Annotated in this window: 16 protein-coding genes; 9 read left to right on the top strand and 7 right to left on the bottom strand. The window is 73.7% G+C overall.

Features of this window, described 5'->3' with window-relative positions; genetic code table 11:
- On the bottom strand, window positions 1-752 hold a 752-nt coding region (locus ACZ4WZ_RS02540; RefSeq protein WP_467884258.1), incomplete at its 3' end, for an ArgP/LysG family DNA-binding transcriptional regulator.
- A gap of 68 nt (window positions 753-820) precedes the next feature.
- On the opposite strand from ACZ4WZ_RS02540, the gene ACZ4WZ_RS02535 reads away from it, so the two are divergent.
- The 4 genes from ACZ4WZ_RS02535 (at window position 821) to ACZ4WZ_RS02520 (ending at window position 3,898) form a co-directional block, all read left to right on the top strand.
- Window positions 821-1,444: a LysE/ArgO family amino acid transporter gene (locus ACZ4WZ_RS02535; RefSeq protein WP_467884256.1), complete on the top strand. Its 624-nt coding sequence runs from the start codon at window positions 821-823 to the stop codon at window positions 1,442-1,444.
- A 146-nt stretch (window positions 1,445-1,590) separates the two neighbouring features.
- Window positions 1,591-2,637 (top strand): NUDIX domain-containing protein, encoded by a 1,047-nt coding sequence (locus tag ACZ4WZ_RS02530; RefSeq protein ID WP_467884253.1) that lies wholly within the window; start codon window positions 1,591-1,593, stop codon window positions 2,635-2,637.
- An 86-nt stretch (window positions 2,638-2,723) separates the two neighbouring features.
- A complete protein-coding gene (locus ACZ4WZ_RS02525; protein WP_467884251.1) occupies window positions 2,724-3,161 on the top strand; it encodes a DUF6153 family protein in 438 nt (145 codons plus the stop codon).
- Window positions 3,162-3,229: 68 nt separating this feature from the next.
- Window positions 3,230-3,898, top strand: coding sequence for a DUF305 domain-containing protein (locus ACZ4WZ_RS02520; RefSeq protein WP_467884250.1), 669 nt, complete (start codon window positions 3,230-3,232; stop codon window positions 3,896-3,898).
- 128 nt (window positions 3,899-4,026) lie between these two features.
- On the opposite strand, the gene ACZ4WZ_RS02515 is transcribed toward ACZ4WZ_RS02520, so the two are convergent.
- Window positions 4,027-6,090: a SpoIIE family protein phosphatase gene (locus ACZ4WZ_RS02515; RefSeq protein WP_467884247.1), complete on the bottom strand. Its 2,064-nt coding sequence runs from the start codon at window positions 6,088-6,090 to the stop codon at window positions 4,027-4,029.
- A gap of 283 nt (window positions 6,091-6,373) precedes the next feature.
- On the bottom strand, window positions 6,374-6,940 hold the full coding sequence (locus tag ACZ4WZ_RS02510; RefSeq protein WP_467884245.1) for a cytochrome c-type biogenesis protein: 567 nt from the start codon (window positions 6,938-6,940) through the stop codon (window positions 6,374-6,376).
- A gap of 50 nt (window positions 6,941-6,990) precedes the next feature.
- Here ACZ4WZ_RS02510 and ACZ4WZ_RS02505 point away from each other — a divergent pair, with 50 nt between their 5' ends.
- The gene (locus ACZ4WZ_RS02505) at window positions 6,991-7,596 is read left to right on the top strand and encodes an endonuclease (RefSeq protein WP_467884243.1); all 606 of its coding nucleotides are present in this window, start codon (window positions 6,991-6,993) and stop codon (window positions 7,594-7,596) included.
- Between the two features lie 77 nt (window positions 7,597-7,673).
- Here ACZ4WZ_RS02505 and ACZ4WZ_RS02500 read toward each other — a convergent pair whose 3' ends face one another.
- The gene (locus ACZ4WZ_RS02500) at window positions 7,674-9,503 is read right to left on the bottom strand and encodes an ABC transporter ATP-binding protein (RefSeq protein ID WP_467884240.1); all 1,830 of its coding nucleotides are present in this window, start codon (window positions 9,501-9,503) and stop codon (window positions 7,674-7,676) included.
- A gap of 141 nt (window positions 9,504-9,644) precedes the next feature.
- The gene (locus ACZ4WZ_RS02495) at window positions 9,645-10,667 is read right to left on the bottom strand and encodes a serine hydrolase domain-containing protein (protein WP_467884238.1); all 1,023 of its coding nucleotides are present in this window, start codon (window positions 10,665-10,667) and stop codon (window positions 9,645-9,647) included.
- A 398-nt stretch (window positions 10,668-11,065) separates the two neighbouring features.
- Between ACZ4WZ_RS02495 and ACZ4WZ_RS02490 the strand changes: the two genes are divergently transcribed.
- The 4 genes from ACZ4WZ_RS02490 (at window position 11,066) to ACZ4WZ_RS02475 (ending at window position 14,017) form a co-directional block, all read left to right on the top strand.
- Window positions 11,066-11,668 (top strand): RNA polymerase sigma factor, encoded by a 603-nt coding sequence (locus tag ACZ4WZ_RS02490; protein WP_467884236.1) that lies wholly within the window; start codon window positions 11,066-11,068, stop codon window positions 11,666-11,668.
- 5 nt (window positions 11,669-11,673) lie between these two features.
- Window positions 11,674-11,982, top strand: a complete 309-nt coding sequence (locus ACZ4WZ_RS02485; RefSeq protein ID WP_467884234.1) for a hypothetical protein — start codon at window positions 11,674-11,676, stop codon at window positions 11,980-11,982.
- Window positions 11,983-12,204: 222 nt separating this feature from the next.
- Window positions 12,205-13,182: a GlxA family transcriptional regulator gene (locus ACZ4WZ_RS02480; RefSeq protein WP_467884232.1), complete on the top strand. Its 978-nt coding sequence runs from the start codon at window positions 12,205-12,207 to the stop codon at window positions 13,180-13,182.
- Between the two features lie 76 nt (window positions 13,183-13,258).
- Window positions 13,259-14,017 carry an MBL fold metallo-hydrolase gene (locus ACZ4WZ_RS02475; RefSeq protein ID WP_467884231.1) on the top strand — a complete coding sequence of 253 codons (759 nt, stop codon included), beginning with the start codon at window positions 13,259-13,261 and terminating at the stop codon, window positions 14,015-14,017.
- Window positions 14,018-14,032: 15 nt separating this feature from the next.
- Here the strand turns inward: ACZ4WZ_RS02475 and grpE are convergent, their stop codons facing one another.
- Window positions 14,033-14,680, bottom strand: a complete 648-nt coding sequence (gene grpE / locus ACZ4WZ_RS02470) for a nucleotide exchange factor GrpE (protein WP_467884229.1) — start codon at window positions 14,678-14,680, stop codon at window positions 14,033-14,035.
- The coding region (locus tag ACZ4WZ_RS02465) for an Hsp70 family protein (protein WP_467884227.1) at window positions 14,677-15,204 on the bottom strand (528 nt) is incomplete at its 5' end. The genes ACZ4WZ_RS02465 and grpE, both read right to left, overlap by 4 nt.

The raw sequence follows: 15,204 nt of genomic DNA, 5'->3' as shown, positions 1-15,204 counted from the left end.
TTCCCTTCCTTTTTTCCGCCCCCCCCCCCCCCCCCCCCCCCCCCCCCCCCCCCCCCCCCCCCCCCCCCCTCTCCCCCCCCCCCCCCCCCCCCCCCCCCCCCCCCCCCCCCACCTCCGGTCAGAGCCCGGACGAAGTCGTCCTGGAGGACGTCCCGCCGGTCGAAGACGATCAGCGGGGCCTCCCGCAGGTCCCGGGCCGGGGCCCCGGTCAGGTGCCGGGCGGCGAAGTCCGGGCTGGCCACCGGCAGGTAGCGGGCCAGGCCCAGCGACCGTACGGTGCACCCGGCCACCGGGTCCGGGGAGGAGGTGACGGCCGCCATGACCTGCCCCTCCCGCAGCAGGGCGGTGGTGTGGGACTCGTCCTCGCGGTGCAGTTCGAAGCAGATGGGCGGCTCCTGCGGCACCCGGGTCAGCGCGGGCAGGAACCACGTGGCCAGCGAGTCCGCGTTGACGGCGATCGGCATCCGGACCGGGCCGAGCCCTTCCGCCGTCCCCATCCCGAGCTCGGCGCGCGCGTCCCGCTCCAGCCGGGCCAGCTGCCGGGCGAAGCGGATGACCACCTCCCCCGACTCCGTCGCCCGCACCGGCTTGGTCCGCATCAGCAGCACCCGCCCGGTGCGCTGCTCCAGGGCCTTCACCCGCTGACTGACGGCGGAGGGCGTCACGTGCAGGGCCGCGGCGGCCGCGTCGAAGGTGCCTTCGTCGACGACCGCGAGCAGGGTCCGCACCTGCTCCAGGGGAAGCTCGTCCATCACGAGCGCTAATGATACGTAAATATCTTTAGCTGTACTCAGCGACGCGCCGTCCTTACGGTCGGAGCATGACGAACGGCATCACCACAGCACTCCTGGCCGGTTTCGGTACCGGTCTCTCCCTCATCGTCGCGATCGGCGCGCAGAACGCCTTCGTGCTGCGCCAGGGCGCGCGCCGGCACGCCGTCCTGGCGGTGGTGGCCATCTGCGCCGTCTCCGACGCGGTCCTCATCTTCCTGGGGGTGGCCGGGGTCGGCGCGTTCGTCACGGCCTGGCCGGCCGCCCTGACCGCCGTCGGGATCGCCGGGGGCACCTTCCTGATCTGCTACGGGATCCTCGCGGCCCGGCGCGTGCTGCGTCCCGTCCCCGGGGCGGCGCTGAGCTCCGAGGGCGCCACCGCCGGTTCGGCCCGCGCGGCGGTGCTCACCTGCCTCGCCATGACCTGGCTCAACCCGCACGTGTACCTCGACACCGTGCTGCTGGTGGGCTCGCTGGCCGCCGACCGGGGTGATCTGCGCTGGGCCTTCGGGATCGGGGCCGGACTGGCCAGCCTGGTCTGGTTCAGCACCCTCGGCTACGGTGCCCGGCTGCTCAGCGGCGTGCTCGCGAAGCCCGCCGCCTGGCGGACGCTGGACGGGCTGGTCGCCGCGACGATGGTCACCATGGGCGGACTGCTCGTCGTACGCGCCTGAAAGCCGGGCCGCCGGGCCCGGACGTGGTACTGATTCCGGTACGTCCCGGTCCCGCCCGGGGCGCCCGCCCCCGTCGCGGCCGCCGCGCCGCCGACTCCTCCTCCCGACCCGACCCCCGCCAGGATCCAGATTCCGGAGCCGCCGCCGTGCCCGACCGCCCGACGCCCGACGCCGTCCGCGCCTACTACGCCGGCCGGCCGGCCCCGCTCGTGGCCGCGACCGGGATCGTGCTGGACCCGCGGGGGCGGGTCCTCGTACTGACTCCCTCGTACAAGGACGGCTTCGAACTGCCCGGCGGCACGGTGGAGGACACCGAGACTCCGGAGGAGGGCCTGGCCCGCGAGCTGGCGGAGGAGCTCGGCCTGTCCGTCCCGGTCGGCCGGCTGCTGGCCGTGGACTCCTGTCCGCCGGGCGCGCTCGGCCGCTCGATCGTGGTGCACGTGTACCTCGTGGGGCCGCTGACCCGCGCCGCTGTCGAGGGGATCACCTTCGCGGACGGCGAGGTCGCCGAGGCCCGCTGGCTCACCCCGGAGGAGGCCGCGGAGCAGCTGTCCGACCGGCTCGCGCCCCGGCTGCGGGCCGGGCTGGCCGCCCTGTACTCCGGCTCCGTCGCGCACTTGGTCGACGGCGTCCCGCAGCCCGGCTCGCCGGCCGGGCTGGATCCGGCCGACCGCGCCGCCCTGGAGCACGCGGGCCGTTACGACGACGCCGGCCACCGCGCCGCCCGGCCCAAGGCCCTCACCGCCGCCAACGTGGTGTTCACCGACGGGGCCGGCGGGATCCTGCTCGTCCGGCCCGGGTACGGCGAGCCGGACCGCTGGCTGCTGCCCGGCGGCGGCGTCGACAGCGACCTCGGCGAGACCCCCCGGGACGCGGCGGCGCGCGAGGTCCGGGAGGAGACCGGGCTCGTACGGGCCCCCGGCCGCCTCCTCGCCGTCGACTGGAGCCACCGGCCCGGTTACCCGGCGCGGATCCGCTTCCTCTACGACGGCGGGGTCCTCGGCCCGGCCGACCTCGCGGCGGTCCGGCTGCCGCCCGCCGAGCTGCTGGAGTGGCGCACGGCGCGCCGCGATGAGCTGCGGGGGCTGGTCAAACCCCGGCTGCGCCGACAGATCAAAGCCTGCCTGACCGCCCTGGCCGAAGGCACCGGCCCGCTGGAGCTCCACTCGGGCCGCCCGGTGGCTCCGGCCTGAGACGACCCGTTCGCCCGGCGTCCGGGCGGCACGCCATACCCCGTACCCCTTTGGAGTATGGGCCGCGAGGCCTCTACGATGCCACCATGGGTACGAGTACGGGCGCACGGGCCGCGGGCGGGAGAAGGCCTTCCCGGCTGCCCGCCCAGCTGCTCCTCGTACTGGCCCTGCTCATGGGGATCGTCGGCATGCACGGCCTCGGCCCGGGAGCGGTCCCGCCGGCCGCGGCGCACACGTCCGCGGCGGCGCACACTGCCGCGGTCGGGCACCCGTCCGCCGACCCCTGTGGGCGCGCTCATGCGGGCGACGCCCGGCACGGCGGCCCCGCCGACGGGCACGCCCAGCACGCCGACCCCACCTGCGCGGCATCGGGCACCAGCGGCGCCCCGGTCCTGCACCCCCCGGCGGCCGCACCCGGCGGGATCCCCGCCGCGGTCGTGGCGGCGCACGGCACCGTCCTGCGGGCGACGGCGTACGGCCGCGCGCCCCCGTCACTCGGCGAACTGCAACTCCTGCGCGTATAGGGCGGCCCCTGCCGGCGTTCCACCCGGCCGAGCACCCCGTACGACCCCAGCACAGGAGAGGCACCACCATGACCGTCAAGCGTTCCCCGCTCCGCCGCACCACCGGGCTGGCCGCGGCCGCCACCGCCGCCCTCGTCCTCGCCGCCTGCGGCGGGAAGGACGGCTCCGGCTCCCCCGCTCACGACAGCCCCGGCCGGGCCTCGGCGTCCGCGTCCCCCACCGCCAAGTCCTCCGGACCGGCTCCCGCCGACAGCGCGCAGGCCCCGAACAACGCCGCCGACACCGCCTTCGCCCAGGGGATGATCCCGCACCACCGGCAGGCGGTCGACATGGCCGACCTCGCCGCGACCCGCGCCGGATCGGCGGAGGTCAAGGAGCTCGCCGCCGAGATCAAGAAGGCCCAGGACCCGGAGATCAAGACCCTGACCGGCTGGCTGGGCGCCTGGGGCGAGCCGGTCCCGTCGGCCGATTCGGCGCACGACGGCGGCCACGGCGGCCACTCCATGTCCGGGATGATGACGGACGAGGAGATGGACCAGCTCACGAAGGCCACCGGCAAGGCCTTCGACACCGCGTTCCTCAAGCTGATGGTCAAGCACCACGAGGGCGCCGTCGCCATGGCCGAGAAGGAGCGGTCCAGCGGGAAGTACCAGCCCGCCAAGGACATGGCCGCCGCCATCATCAGCTCGCAGAGCGCCGAGATCGCCCGGATGAACGGGCTCCTCGGCAAGGGCTGACCCGGGCGGCCGGGGATCCCCACGCCTTCCGTGGGGATCCCCGGCTTCGGTGGGGATCCCCGGCCCGCCGGCCCTGTTCCGGCCCGGTCAGAAGGTCCGCTCGGTGCGCCAGGTCGCCTGGCTGGAGGTCAGCCGCCGACCCTCGCGACCATCAGCGCGATGTCGTCGTCGGCCGCCGCCGGGACGAGGTGCGTGATCAGCGAGTCGCACACGTGGTCCAGCTGGCGCTGGGGGTCCGCGAGGAGTTGCGTCAGCTCGTTCAGCCGCTCGTCGAGGTCGCTGCCGCGCGCCTCGATGAGTCCGTCGGTGTAGAGCACGAGGAGGCTGCCCGGGGGCACTTCGACCTCGGTGGGGGTGAACGCGATGCCGCCGACGCCCAGCGGGACGCCGGGCGGGGTGTCCAGGAGGCGGACGGTGCCGTCGGGGAGGGCGAGGGCGGGGGGCGGGTGTCCGGCGCGGGTGACGGTGCAGCGTCCCGCGGCCGGGTCGCAGACGATGTAGAGGAAGGTGGCCAGCATGGGCTCGGCCAGGTCGGCGAGCGCGGCTTCCATCTGGTGCAGCAGCCGCACGGGCGAGAGGTCCAGGCGCGAGAGGGAGCGTACGGAGGCGGAGAGCCGGCCCATCACCGCGGCGGCGGCGATGCCGTGGCCCATCACGTCGCCGATCAGCAGGGCCGCCTTGCCGCCGGACAGGGCCAGGACGTCGTACCAGTCGCCGCCGACCTCGTTGACGTCGCTCGCGGGCAGGTAGCGGTGGCTGACCTCGATGCCGGGCGGCGGGGTGATGTGCTGCGGGAGCATGCTGCGCTGGAGGATGACGGCGGTCTCGTGCTCGCGGTGGTAGAGCCGGGCGTTGTCGATGCTGAGCGCGGCGCGGGCGGCGAGTTCTCCGGCGAGGGTGACGTCCTCGGCGGTGAACGGGCCCACCGGGCGGGTGCGGTAGAAGGTGGCGACGCCGAGCACCGAGTCCCTGGCGACCAGGGGGGCCATGGCGAAGGAGTGCACTCCCGCGGTGAGCAGCTGCGCGGGTTTGGCCGAGTGCCGGGCGGCGGGGGCTATGGCCTGCTCGTCGAGGCGGGCGATGAGGAAGGGCTGCCGGGCCGCGAGGGCCTGGGTGTAGGGGGCGGTCATGGGAAAGGTGAGGGTGCGGCCGAGCGGGGCGAGGATGTCGGTCAGCCTCGATCCGGACAGCGGCGCCCGGCCGAGCCTGCGCAGGGCCACCCCGCCGGTGAGCCCCATGCCGGGCTCGTCCCCGCGGGCCAGGGCGTCGAGCACGTCGACGGTGACGGCGTCGGCGAGGCGCGGTACGGCCAGGTCGGCGAGTTCCTGCGCGGTCCGCTCCAGGTCCAGGCTGGAGCCGACGCGGATGCTGGCCTCGCTGAGCAGGGCGAGCCGGCGCCGGCCGGCTTCGGCCTCGACGTGGTCGCGCTGCTGCTCGGTGATGTCGACGAGGGAGGCGATGACCCCGATCGGCATCCGGGCGGGGTCCTCCACCCGGACGTAGGAGCACGACCACACCCGGTCGTGGTCCGGCTGGGAGGGGGTCCGCCCGACGCGGCGGCGGTCCAGGACCGGCTCCCCCGTCTCCAGGACCTGCCGCATGGCCTCCTCCATCTCGAGGGCGTTCACCTCGGGAAGGATCTCGGCCAGGCGGCGTCCCACGTGCGCCGACTCGGGCAGCCCGTTCATGGCTTCGAGGGCGGCGTTGACCTGGAGGAACCGCAGCTGGGTGTCGAGGATGGCGATGCCGACGGGCGAGCGGGCGAAGAGGCCGTCCCAGACGGCGGAGGACCCTCGGATGCGCCGGGCCGCGTGGGCGTCGGCCGCGAAGACCAGCACCGTCGAGCCGTGCTGCCGGTCGGACACCGGGGAGGCCCAGATCTCCACCTCCAGGGGGTGCCCGTCGCGGTGCCAGGCCGTGACGGTGCCCATCACCCCGCGCCCGGAGGCGGCCGCCTCCCACAGGGAGCGGCCCAGGCTGCGGTCGGAGCCGGGGTGCAGCAGGTCGGCGATGTGGCGGCCGAGCATCTGGGGCGGGGTGTAGCCGAGCAGCTCCTGCGCGACCTGGTTCCAGCGCACGATCGTCCCGTCGGCACCGGTGGCCACGAGCGCGACGGGCAGCGCGCCCAGCCAGCCGCCGGCGGACTGCGCGGCGCTGCTGATCAGCTCCTCGACCGGGACCCGCTCGTTCATGGAGCCCCGCTCACGGGGGCCCGCTCATGTAGCACCTGCACGCCTCCATCGTCTGCCGCTCCGCCCGCCACCGCCTCCCGACGGCGCCCCCGGACGGGTCCCGTCGCACCGCGGAGCCTCGGCTGGGCCGTGGCCGGAGTGGGTCACCGGACCCCCTTGCACGATGGCGTCGAAGTGTTCGCTCTGCCGAAGCGGCTGGCCCGGAATACTGGCGCGGGACCGTTGGACCGCCTGAGCCGGCGGGGCCGCCTGCTCAGGCGGAGGTCGTCCGTCGATGCCGGCGCTACTTCGCGCCGATGGCGGCGGCCTGTTCGCGGCAACGTTCCAGCCCCGCGGTCACCTCCGCATGGTCCGGGCCGCCCTGGCTCGCCAGGAGTTCGCCGGCCGTAGTCATGGCGGCCCAGAAATCGGGCGGCGAGCCCCCGCCCCGGACCCCGGCCTTGGCGAAGTAGAGGAAGAGCTTCGTGAGTTCCCCGGTGCGAAACCATCCGAGCAGGCTGCCCGGATAGCCTCCGGAGGCGCCGGCGGCGGTGCCCAGCAGGTCGCGGATGTGCTCCTCGTGCTCCTCAAGCACTCGGTCCACGATGAAGACGTCCCCGAACGTCAGAATGAAGGCGAGGTCTTCCTCCTCAACCACCACGAATTCCGTGAGAAGCGGCTCGACCTCGTGGAGTCGCGCCTCGGCGTCACTCCGGGGCACGCCCAGGGCCAGGCACACCGCCAGGACACAGACACCCCAGTTCCCGGTCCTCGCGGCCAGCTCCGCGAGGACCTCTTCCTCGCTCTGCCCTGCGGCAAGCATCTTCCGCGCCTCCAGAACCAGCGCGCCCTCGCCCTCCCCGTGATTCATGCCGAGAGGCTAACGCGAGTCGCCGGGGCCAGGCGGGGCAGGAGGGAGCCATGGGAAGGGACCGGGTGGTCGCGGAGTTGCTGCGCGAGCACGGGCGGACGTACGCCGAGGAGGCCGGGATCAGGCTGCGTGACAAGCCGGCGCCGCTGTACCGGCTGCTGGTGCTCACCGTCCTGTTCTCGGCTCCGATCAGGGCGGAGACCGCGACGGCCGCCGCCCGGGAGCTCTTCGCGGCCGGGCTGCGCACGCCCCGCGCGATGGCGGGCTCGTCGTGGCGCACGCGGGTGGCCGCCCTCGGGCGGGGGCACTACGTCCGCTACGACGAGAGCACCGCGACCGCCCTGGGAGAAGGCGCGGAGCTGCTGCTGGACCGCTACGGCGGTGATCTGCGCCGGCTGCGGGACCGGGCCGCGGGCGACCGGGAGGTTCTGTGCGCGCTGCTGCGCGAGGTTCCGCGGATCGGGCCGGTCGGCGCGGACATCTTCTGCCGGGAGGTCCAGGCCGTCTGGCCCGCCCTGCGCCCCTGCTTCGACGGGCGCTCCCTGTCGGCCGCCGCGGGACTCGGGCTCCCGCGCACCGCGAACGGCCTCGCGGCCCTGGTGGCGCCGGAGGATCTGGCCCGTCTCGCGGCCGCCCTCGTACGCGCCGGATCGTAGGGGGCCCGGGGGCCGCGGCCGTCCGCGCCCCGCTTCCCGCCGTACCCGGGTGGCACGGCGGGCAGCGGGGCGCGGGGTCACGGACGCACGTCGGCGCCGGCGGTGGGGGTGTCGTCGAGGAAGCCGCCCGACTGGTGCTGCCACAGCTTGGCGTAGGCGCCGTCCGCGGCGAGCAGTTCCTGGTGGGTGCCCTGCTCCACGATCCGGCCGTGGTCGAGGACGACGAGCCGGTCCATGGTGGCGACGGTGCTGAGCCGGTGCGCCACGACGAGCGCCGTCCGCCCTTCCATGAGCCGCCAGAGGGCGTCCTGGACGAGGATCTCGCTCTCCGAGTCCAGGGCGCTGGTGGCCTCGTCGAGCAGCAGGATCGGGGCGTCGCGCAGGATCGCCCGGGCGAGCGCGACCCGTTGGCGCTGTCCGCCGGACAGCTTGACCCCGCGCTCGCCGACCATGGTGTCGAAGCCGTCCGGCAAGGCGTCGGCGAACTCCGTGACGTGCGCCGCCTCGGCGGCCCGGCGGATCTCCGCGTCGGTGGCGTCCGGCCGGGCGAACGCGATGTTCTCCTTGAGGGTGCGGTGGAACATCGCCGGCTCCTGCGGCACGTACGCCATGAGGCCGCGCAGGTCGCTCTGGGACACCCGGCTGATGTCCTGCCCGCCGACCGTGATCCGTCCGCCGTCGATGTCGGTCATCCTCAGCAGCAGCCGGGTGAGGGTGGTCTTGCCCCCGCCGGAGCGGCCGACGAGGCCGATCTTCGTCCCGCTGGGTACGGCCAGGTCGAGCCCGTCGAAGAGCGGTTCCGCGCCCGTGTGGGCGAAGCGGACCCCTTCGAAGCGTACGTCGGAGCCCTCGGGCAGCAGCGGTTCCGGGGACTTCGGGTCGAGGACGGTCGGCGGGGTGAGCAGCAGCGCGGTGAACTGTGCGGCCTCCGTCATCGAGCTTTCGAGGCGGCGGTAGATCTGGTTGAACTCGAACATGATCCGCGTCGCGTTGCTGTAGTAGGTGAAGGCGACGACGACCGTCTCCACGCCGTGCCCTCTCCCGGCGAGCCCCACCGCGACCAGCATGCCGAGCGCGTTGGTCAGTACGGACATCGGCGCGACCAGCGTGTCGATGCGCAGGTTGCCGTAGTCCCACGAGCGCACCATGAGCCGCCGCGATTCCGCGACCCGCTTACGGTGCTCGGCGGCCTCGCGTTCCTCGGCGGCGAACGCGCGGACCGTGTCCATGTTCATCAGGCTGTCGGCGACGTGTCCGGAGACCCGGGCGATGGCCTCCTCACGCTCGTCGACGAGGGCCTGACGGCGGCGGATGAGGGGGGTCGCGCACAGTGCCGTCAGCGCGATCATCGTCAGGAGCCCGACGACGAGGAGCGGTTCGTACTGCCACAGCACCACCGAGCCGAAGATCAGGGGTACGAACTTGCCGACGATCTGGAAGGTGAGGGTGTCGACGAACTCCTCGAAGCGGGAGGCGAAGCTGAGGACCCGCTTGGTCAGCGATCCGGCGAAGTTGTCGTGGAAGAACGCCGCGTCCTTGGCGAACAGTTCGTCCATGCCGAGTACGTAGAGCCGCTCGACGCCGAAGGCGTCGACGCGGTTGAGGCAGTGCAGTCCGAGCCGCCACAGCGCCTCGGACAGCAGCAGGACGCCGCCGAACCCGATGACGTACGGCAGGACCGGGCCGATGCCCGCGGCGACGGCGCCGTCGTCGCCCGCGATCCGGCCGACGAGTTTGGCGACGACGAGCGGCGCGATGTAGTTGATGCCGATGTTGCCCAGTGCGGGGAGCAGCATGGCGGGCAGGGCCAGCCACCGGAGCCGGACCAGCTCCCGTCCGTAGTGGCGCAGTGCGAGGAGTACCGGGCCCCTGCCCGGAGGACTTTGCTGTGACTCAGGAGATCCCATACCAACCCTGTGCGGTGTGAGCGGCGTCAGGACAGGAGTCGCAGTGTTCCGCAGGACCGCTGACGCCGTCCAAGCGTTTTCTCCGTCTTTCCGCCGATCGGATGGCGTCTGCGCCTTGCCGTACGTGGGCCTCGCCGGGGGTCAGGTGGCGGTGATGGCCTTCAGGGCGAGGGCGCGCAGGGGGGCGGTGCGGCGGCGGGCTTCGCCGTGGTAGACGGCGTTGGTGAGGATGGCGAGGTAGCGGCCCGAACCCGGGGCGAGGTAGAGGCTGGTGCCGGTGAACCCGTGGTGGTACGCGACCCCGCCGGGCGCGCGGATCCAGGACAGGCCGCGGTCGATGCCCGGCTCGATCGGGGCGAAGGGCAGGGTGGAGGCGCGGAGCCAGCCGTGCGGTCGGCCGGCGGGGGCGAGGAGGTGCTCGGCGTAGCGGGCGAGGTCGCGGGCGGTGGAGAAGACCCCGGCGTGGCCGGCGACGCCGCCGAGGAGGGCGGCGTTGTCGTCGTGTGCGGTGCCCCAGATCCGGGGGGCACCGGGGATGCGGCGTTCGGTGGGGGCGACCCGCGGTCCGCGGGCGACGGGTCCGTACGTCGTACCGGCCATGCCGAGTTCGTCCCACAGGGCGCGGCCGAGTTCGTCGAGGGGGCTGCCGTGGGCGTGGGCGAGGGCCAGGCCGAGGAGGATGTAGCCGCGGTTGACGTACCGGTGCTCGCCGGGGGTGCCTTCGAGGGGTTCGCGGCACAGGAGTTCGTGCAGCGGCCGGTCGGCGCCGCGGTAGTGGTCCAGGCGGGTGGACGCCTTGAGACCGGCGGTGTGGGTGAGGAGCTGCTCGATGGTGGCCTCCCCGCTGGGCGCCGGTCCGTCGATCGCGGGCAGGAAGTCGCGCACCGGGGCGGTACGGGAGAGGACTTCGGCATCGAGGGCCTGGCAGACGAGCGGCCAGGTGGCGACGACCTTGGTGAGGGAGGCGAGGTCGTAGAGCGTGTCGGGGCCCGGTGCGGTGTCGCCGAGTTCGTCGGCGATCCGGCCGGCCCGGAGGAAGCGCGGGGGCTCGCCGGGGGTTCCGAGGGCGATGACGCCGCCGGGGGCGGCACCGTCCGCGACGGCCTGGTCGAGGGCTTCGGCGAGGTGGGCGGTGTCGTCGGACGTGAACGGGACGGGCGTCATCGGCCTCTTGCCTCCGCGGCGGTGGTGGTGATGTCGGCACCGGGCACGGCCGGGTGGGGCAGTGGGCGGTCGTAGCCGCGGGCCAGGGTGGTACCTGCCGCCGATCGTAGAGGTGCCGTCGGCGGACCGGGGCGTGGATGCGGAGGTCCGGGCCGTCGTCGGCACGGGATCGGGAGAGAATCCGGCCGGGGGCGAATCCTTCCGGTCCCTCTCCGCCTCTTGTCCGTGTACCGATCGAACACACGGCAGAACCCGGAGGAACCCCAATGATGATCACTGGCTTCGTAGTGGTCGGAGTCCTGCTCATCGGCGCGTGCGGCTGGCACCTGATGCGGCGCTACAGGAGCCGGGGCTGACCAGCGACCGCACTCACGGCACCCGCCGGAAATGAGCAGCACATGAACCAACGCTTCCACTGGCCGGACGATCGGCTGATCAAGGCCGCGCAGGACGGCGACGTCCCCTCGCTCACCACCGTCGTGATGGAATCGCAGCCCCACGTACGGAAGTTCGCCCTCACGCTGTGCGCCTCGCCGCAGGACGCTGAGGACGCGGCGCAGGAGGCGCTGATCATCCTCTACCGGAAGATCGGCACCCTGCGGGCCACCGGCGCGCTCGCCTCGTGGATGTTCCGCATCGTGCGCAACGAATGCCTCCGGCAGGTGCGCCTGCTCGCCCCGCGGGGCGACGGGGCACCGGCCGGACCGGAGGCCTCCGCGGAACCGTCCGCCGAGGAGGCGGTCCTGCGCGGGCTGGAGGCGGAGAGGATCGCGGCCGCGGTCGGCGCCCTCCCCCGGGACCAGCGCCAGGTACTGATCATGCGGGACGTGCAGGGCCTGCCCGGCAGGACCGTCGCCCACGCGCTGGGCCTGAGCACCGCCGCGATGAAGTCGCGGCTGCACAGGGCACGCGCGGCCCTTCGCCTCGCTCTGGCCTCGCCGGCCGGCCCGGGCGCCGAGGGTGCCGTCACCCCACCAGTCGGAGGAGACCCACGACCGTGAACCCCATGGACACCGTGAAGCCCGTACGATCCGCACCTTCCGGTCCGGACTTCGCCAGCAGGTCCGTCCCGCGCCATCTGGTACGCGGCGCCATCGGCTTCGGGCTGATCATCGGCTCGGTCGCCCTGGTGCCCGCTTTCGGCCCGGTCGTGCTCCTGGCGGCCCCGCTGTCCCTGATCGCGTTCCGCGGCTGCCCCACCTGCTGGATGGTGGGGCTGGCGCAGACCGTCTCGCGGGGCCGTCTGGAGCGCCAGTGCGAGGACGGCACCTGCGCCCTCACCCGCGCGGCCCCGGCGGCCGGCGCCCGGAAGTGAGCGAGGGGGCCGTTCCGGATCACTCCGGAACGGCCCCTTCGTGTTCCGGTGGTCCGCCGGCACGGTCACATGGCGGAGTGGGCACGGTCCGACCGACGGCGGGGTCCGGGCGATGACGGGGTCCGGGCGGGGACCCTTGACCGGCGCACCCCGCGCCCTCGTGTCCGGATCTGACAGAACACGGTCATTGCGGCCCTCGCGGTGGCGCGAAATGATCGGCACATGCTTCCACCGCACAGAGTCGTCCTCGCCGCCTTCCCCGGTGTGGAACTGCTCAACGTCACGGGGCCGGCCGAGGTGTTCTCGATCGCCACCCGGGTCGCCGGCACCGGCCGGCGCGGCTACACCGTCCGCATCGCGACCGCCGGCGGTGAGCCGGTGGTCACCGCCGGCGGGATCCGGCTGATGGCCGATCTGGCGCTGGACAAGGTGGACGGCGACGTTGACACCCTGCTCGTGTCGGGCGCCGTCCGCGTGGACGGCCACGGGGTGGAGCCGGTGCTCGACGCCGGGTTCATCGACTGGCTCCGCGGTGCGGCACCGGGAGCGCACCGGCTGGGGTCCGTCTGCTCGGGCGCGCACCTGCTGGCCGCGGCCGGCCTGCTCGACGGTCTCTCGGCCACCACCCACTGGCGGACGGCAGCGCGGCTGGCCGCCGATCATCCGCTTGTCACCGTCGATCCCGACCCGATCTTCATCCGGGAGGGCCGTCTGTGGACCTGCGCCGGCATCGCCTCGGGGATGGACATGGCGCTGGCCATGGTCACCGAGGACCACGGACCCGAACTGGCCCTGGCCACCGCCCGCACGATGGTCATGTACGTCAAACGAGCCGGCGGCCAGAGCCAGTTCAGTGTCCCGCTCGCCCTTCCGGCCGATCCCGGCGACCGGATCGACGGCCTGCGCATGTGGATCGGCGAACACCTCACCGAGGACCTGTCCGCCGAAGCGCTGGCGGCGCGACTGCACCTGAGCGTGCGCCACTTCTCCCGGCTGTTCCACCGGCGCACCGGCACCACCCCGGCCGCCTACGTCGAGTCCGTCCGGCTGGAGGCCGCCCGCCGACTGCTCCAGGACAGCGGTCACGGCCTGCCGGAGGTCGCCGCCCTCAGCGGCCTCGGCTCCGTCGAGAGCCTGCACCGTTCCTTCCGGCGCCGCCTCGGGACCACTCCCGCACAGTACCGGCGCCGCTTCCACTGATCCACCCGTCACCGTCCCCCGGCGCCCGCGGACCACCGCGCGCGGCGGAGCACAGCCATGCCCCGAGGAGAGAGCAGTGTCCCGAACCAAGGTCGTCCCGATCCCGGTCATGGGCCGGCACCACGTCAACGCGTACCTGCTGCTGGGCCGCCGGCCCGTCCTCGTCGACGCCGGAATACCCGGCAGCGGCCGCAGGATCCACGAACGGATCGCCGCACACGGTGTGGACCCAGCCGACGTGTCGCTGATCGTCCTCACGCACGGCCACATCGACCACTTCGGTGCGGCCGCCGAACTGCGCCGCCTGACCGGGGCCCCCGTGGCGGGACACATCGCCGACCTCGGCCCCTTCCGTACCGGCCGGGTCCGCGAGCCCTATCTGCCGACCGGGCCGATGGGCCGCCTCATGGCCAGGAACGAGAACCTGCACGTACGGGTCGAACCGTTCGAACCCGACGTCCTCCTGACCGGCGAGACGGACCTGGAGGAATTCGGGATCGCGGCGCGCGTCATGCCCACCCCCGGGCACACCGCCGGGTCGGTCTCCGTCCTCACCGCCCAAGGGGACCTCGTCGCCGGCGACCTGATCGCCAACTCCTTCTTCGGTCTCGTCCGGGGCCGGCCGGCCAACCCTCCCTTCCACGACGACCCGCTGCTCAACCTGGCCAGCCTGCGCAGGATGCTCGCCCTGAACCCGACCAGGCTCCACGTCGGACACGGCACCCCCCTGGAGCCGGACCGCGTCCGGCGCTGGGCCTCCGGGGAACACGAGCGGCTGTCCCGGCTGGACGCGGCCGGGCGGGTCCGCGTCCGAACGGAGGACACCACGGCCTGACCCGCCCCACGGGGATCACGGGCCGCCGGGGCGGCCGGGTTCCTCCTGGTCCGGCGGTTCGCTCACCGTGACCTGGGCCGGGCGCAGCAGGTGCTGTCCGACCCGGTAGCCGGGGCGCAGCACGGTGGTGCAGGTGGGCCGGTCGACCTCGTCGGACCGCTGGTAGGAGACCGCTTCGTGACGGGCGGGGTCGAAGGTCTCTCCCGGGGCGCCGACCTCCTGGAGACCGAGCGCGGCGAGCTGGGTTTCCAGCGCGTCGGCGACCGCTCGCAGGCCCGGGCCGACGTCATCGTGCTCACGGGCCTGGTCGATCGCGTCCAGGACGGGCAGCAGCCCGCCCAGGACGTTCGCGACGGCGATTTCCCGTACCGCGAGGCGGTCGCGCTGGACCCGCTTGCGGTAGTTGTCGTACTCCGCCTTCAGGCGTTGCAGGTCGGCGGTGCGTTCGGCGAGCCGGCTCCGCAGAGCGGTGTCCCCGGCGGGGGTGCCGCTGGGGGCTCCGTGTTCGCCGGGACGGGTCTCCGTCCGCGCGGGCAGGCTCGGAGACGGGCCGCTGTCCGCCGCCCTGAGCTGGAGGGTGACGGGGTCGATGCGGCGTTTGTCCCTGATCACGATGGGGGGCGGCTGCTTCCTCGGTCCGCCGGAAGCCTTCGGCGGGTTCATCGCACGCCTCCCTTCGAGCCCTCGTCGTCGACGATCTCCGCGTCGACGACCTCTTCCTCCGTGCCGGACGATCCGTCACCGGACGGCCCTGTGCCGGATGCCGGTCCGCCACCGCCCGGGGCCGCTCCCTGGGGCTCGTACAGAGCGGTTCCGATCTTCTGCGCGACGGCACCGGCGCGCTCCGTCGCCGCGCGGACGGCGGCCGTGTCCTGGCCCTTGAGCTTCTCCTTCAGGTCCCCGATCGCCTTCTCCGTCTCCGTCCTGACGTCGGCCGGGATCCTGGACTCGTTGTCGCGCAGCAGCTTCTCCGTCTGGTAGACGAGCTGCTCAGCGCGGTTGCGGGTCTCGGCCTCCTCCTTGCGGCGGCGGTCCTCCTCGGCGTGCTGCTCGGCCTCGCGGACCATGCGGTCGATGTCCTCGCGGGGCAGTGAGGAGCCGCCGGTGACGGTCATCTTCTGCTCCTTGCCCGTGCCGAGGTCCTTGGCCGTGACGTGCATGATGCCGTTGGCGTCGATGTCGAAGGA

The sequence above is a fragment of the Streptomyces sp. NPDC029122 genome, from assembly GCF_055569445.1.
This window is presented reverse-complemented; position numbering and strand designations above follow the sequence as displayed.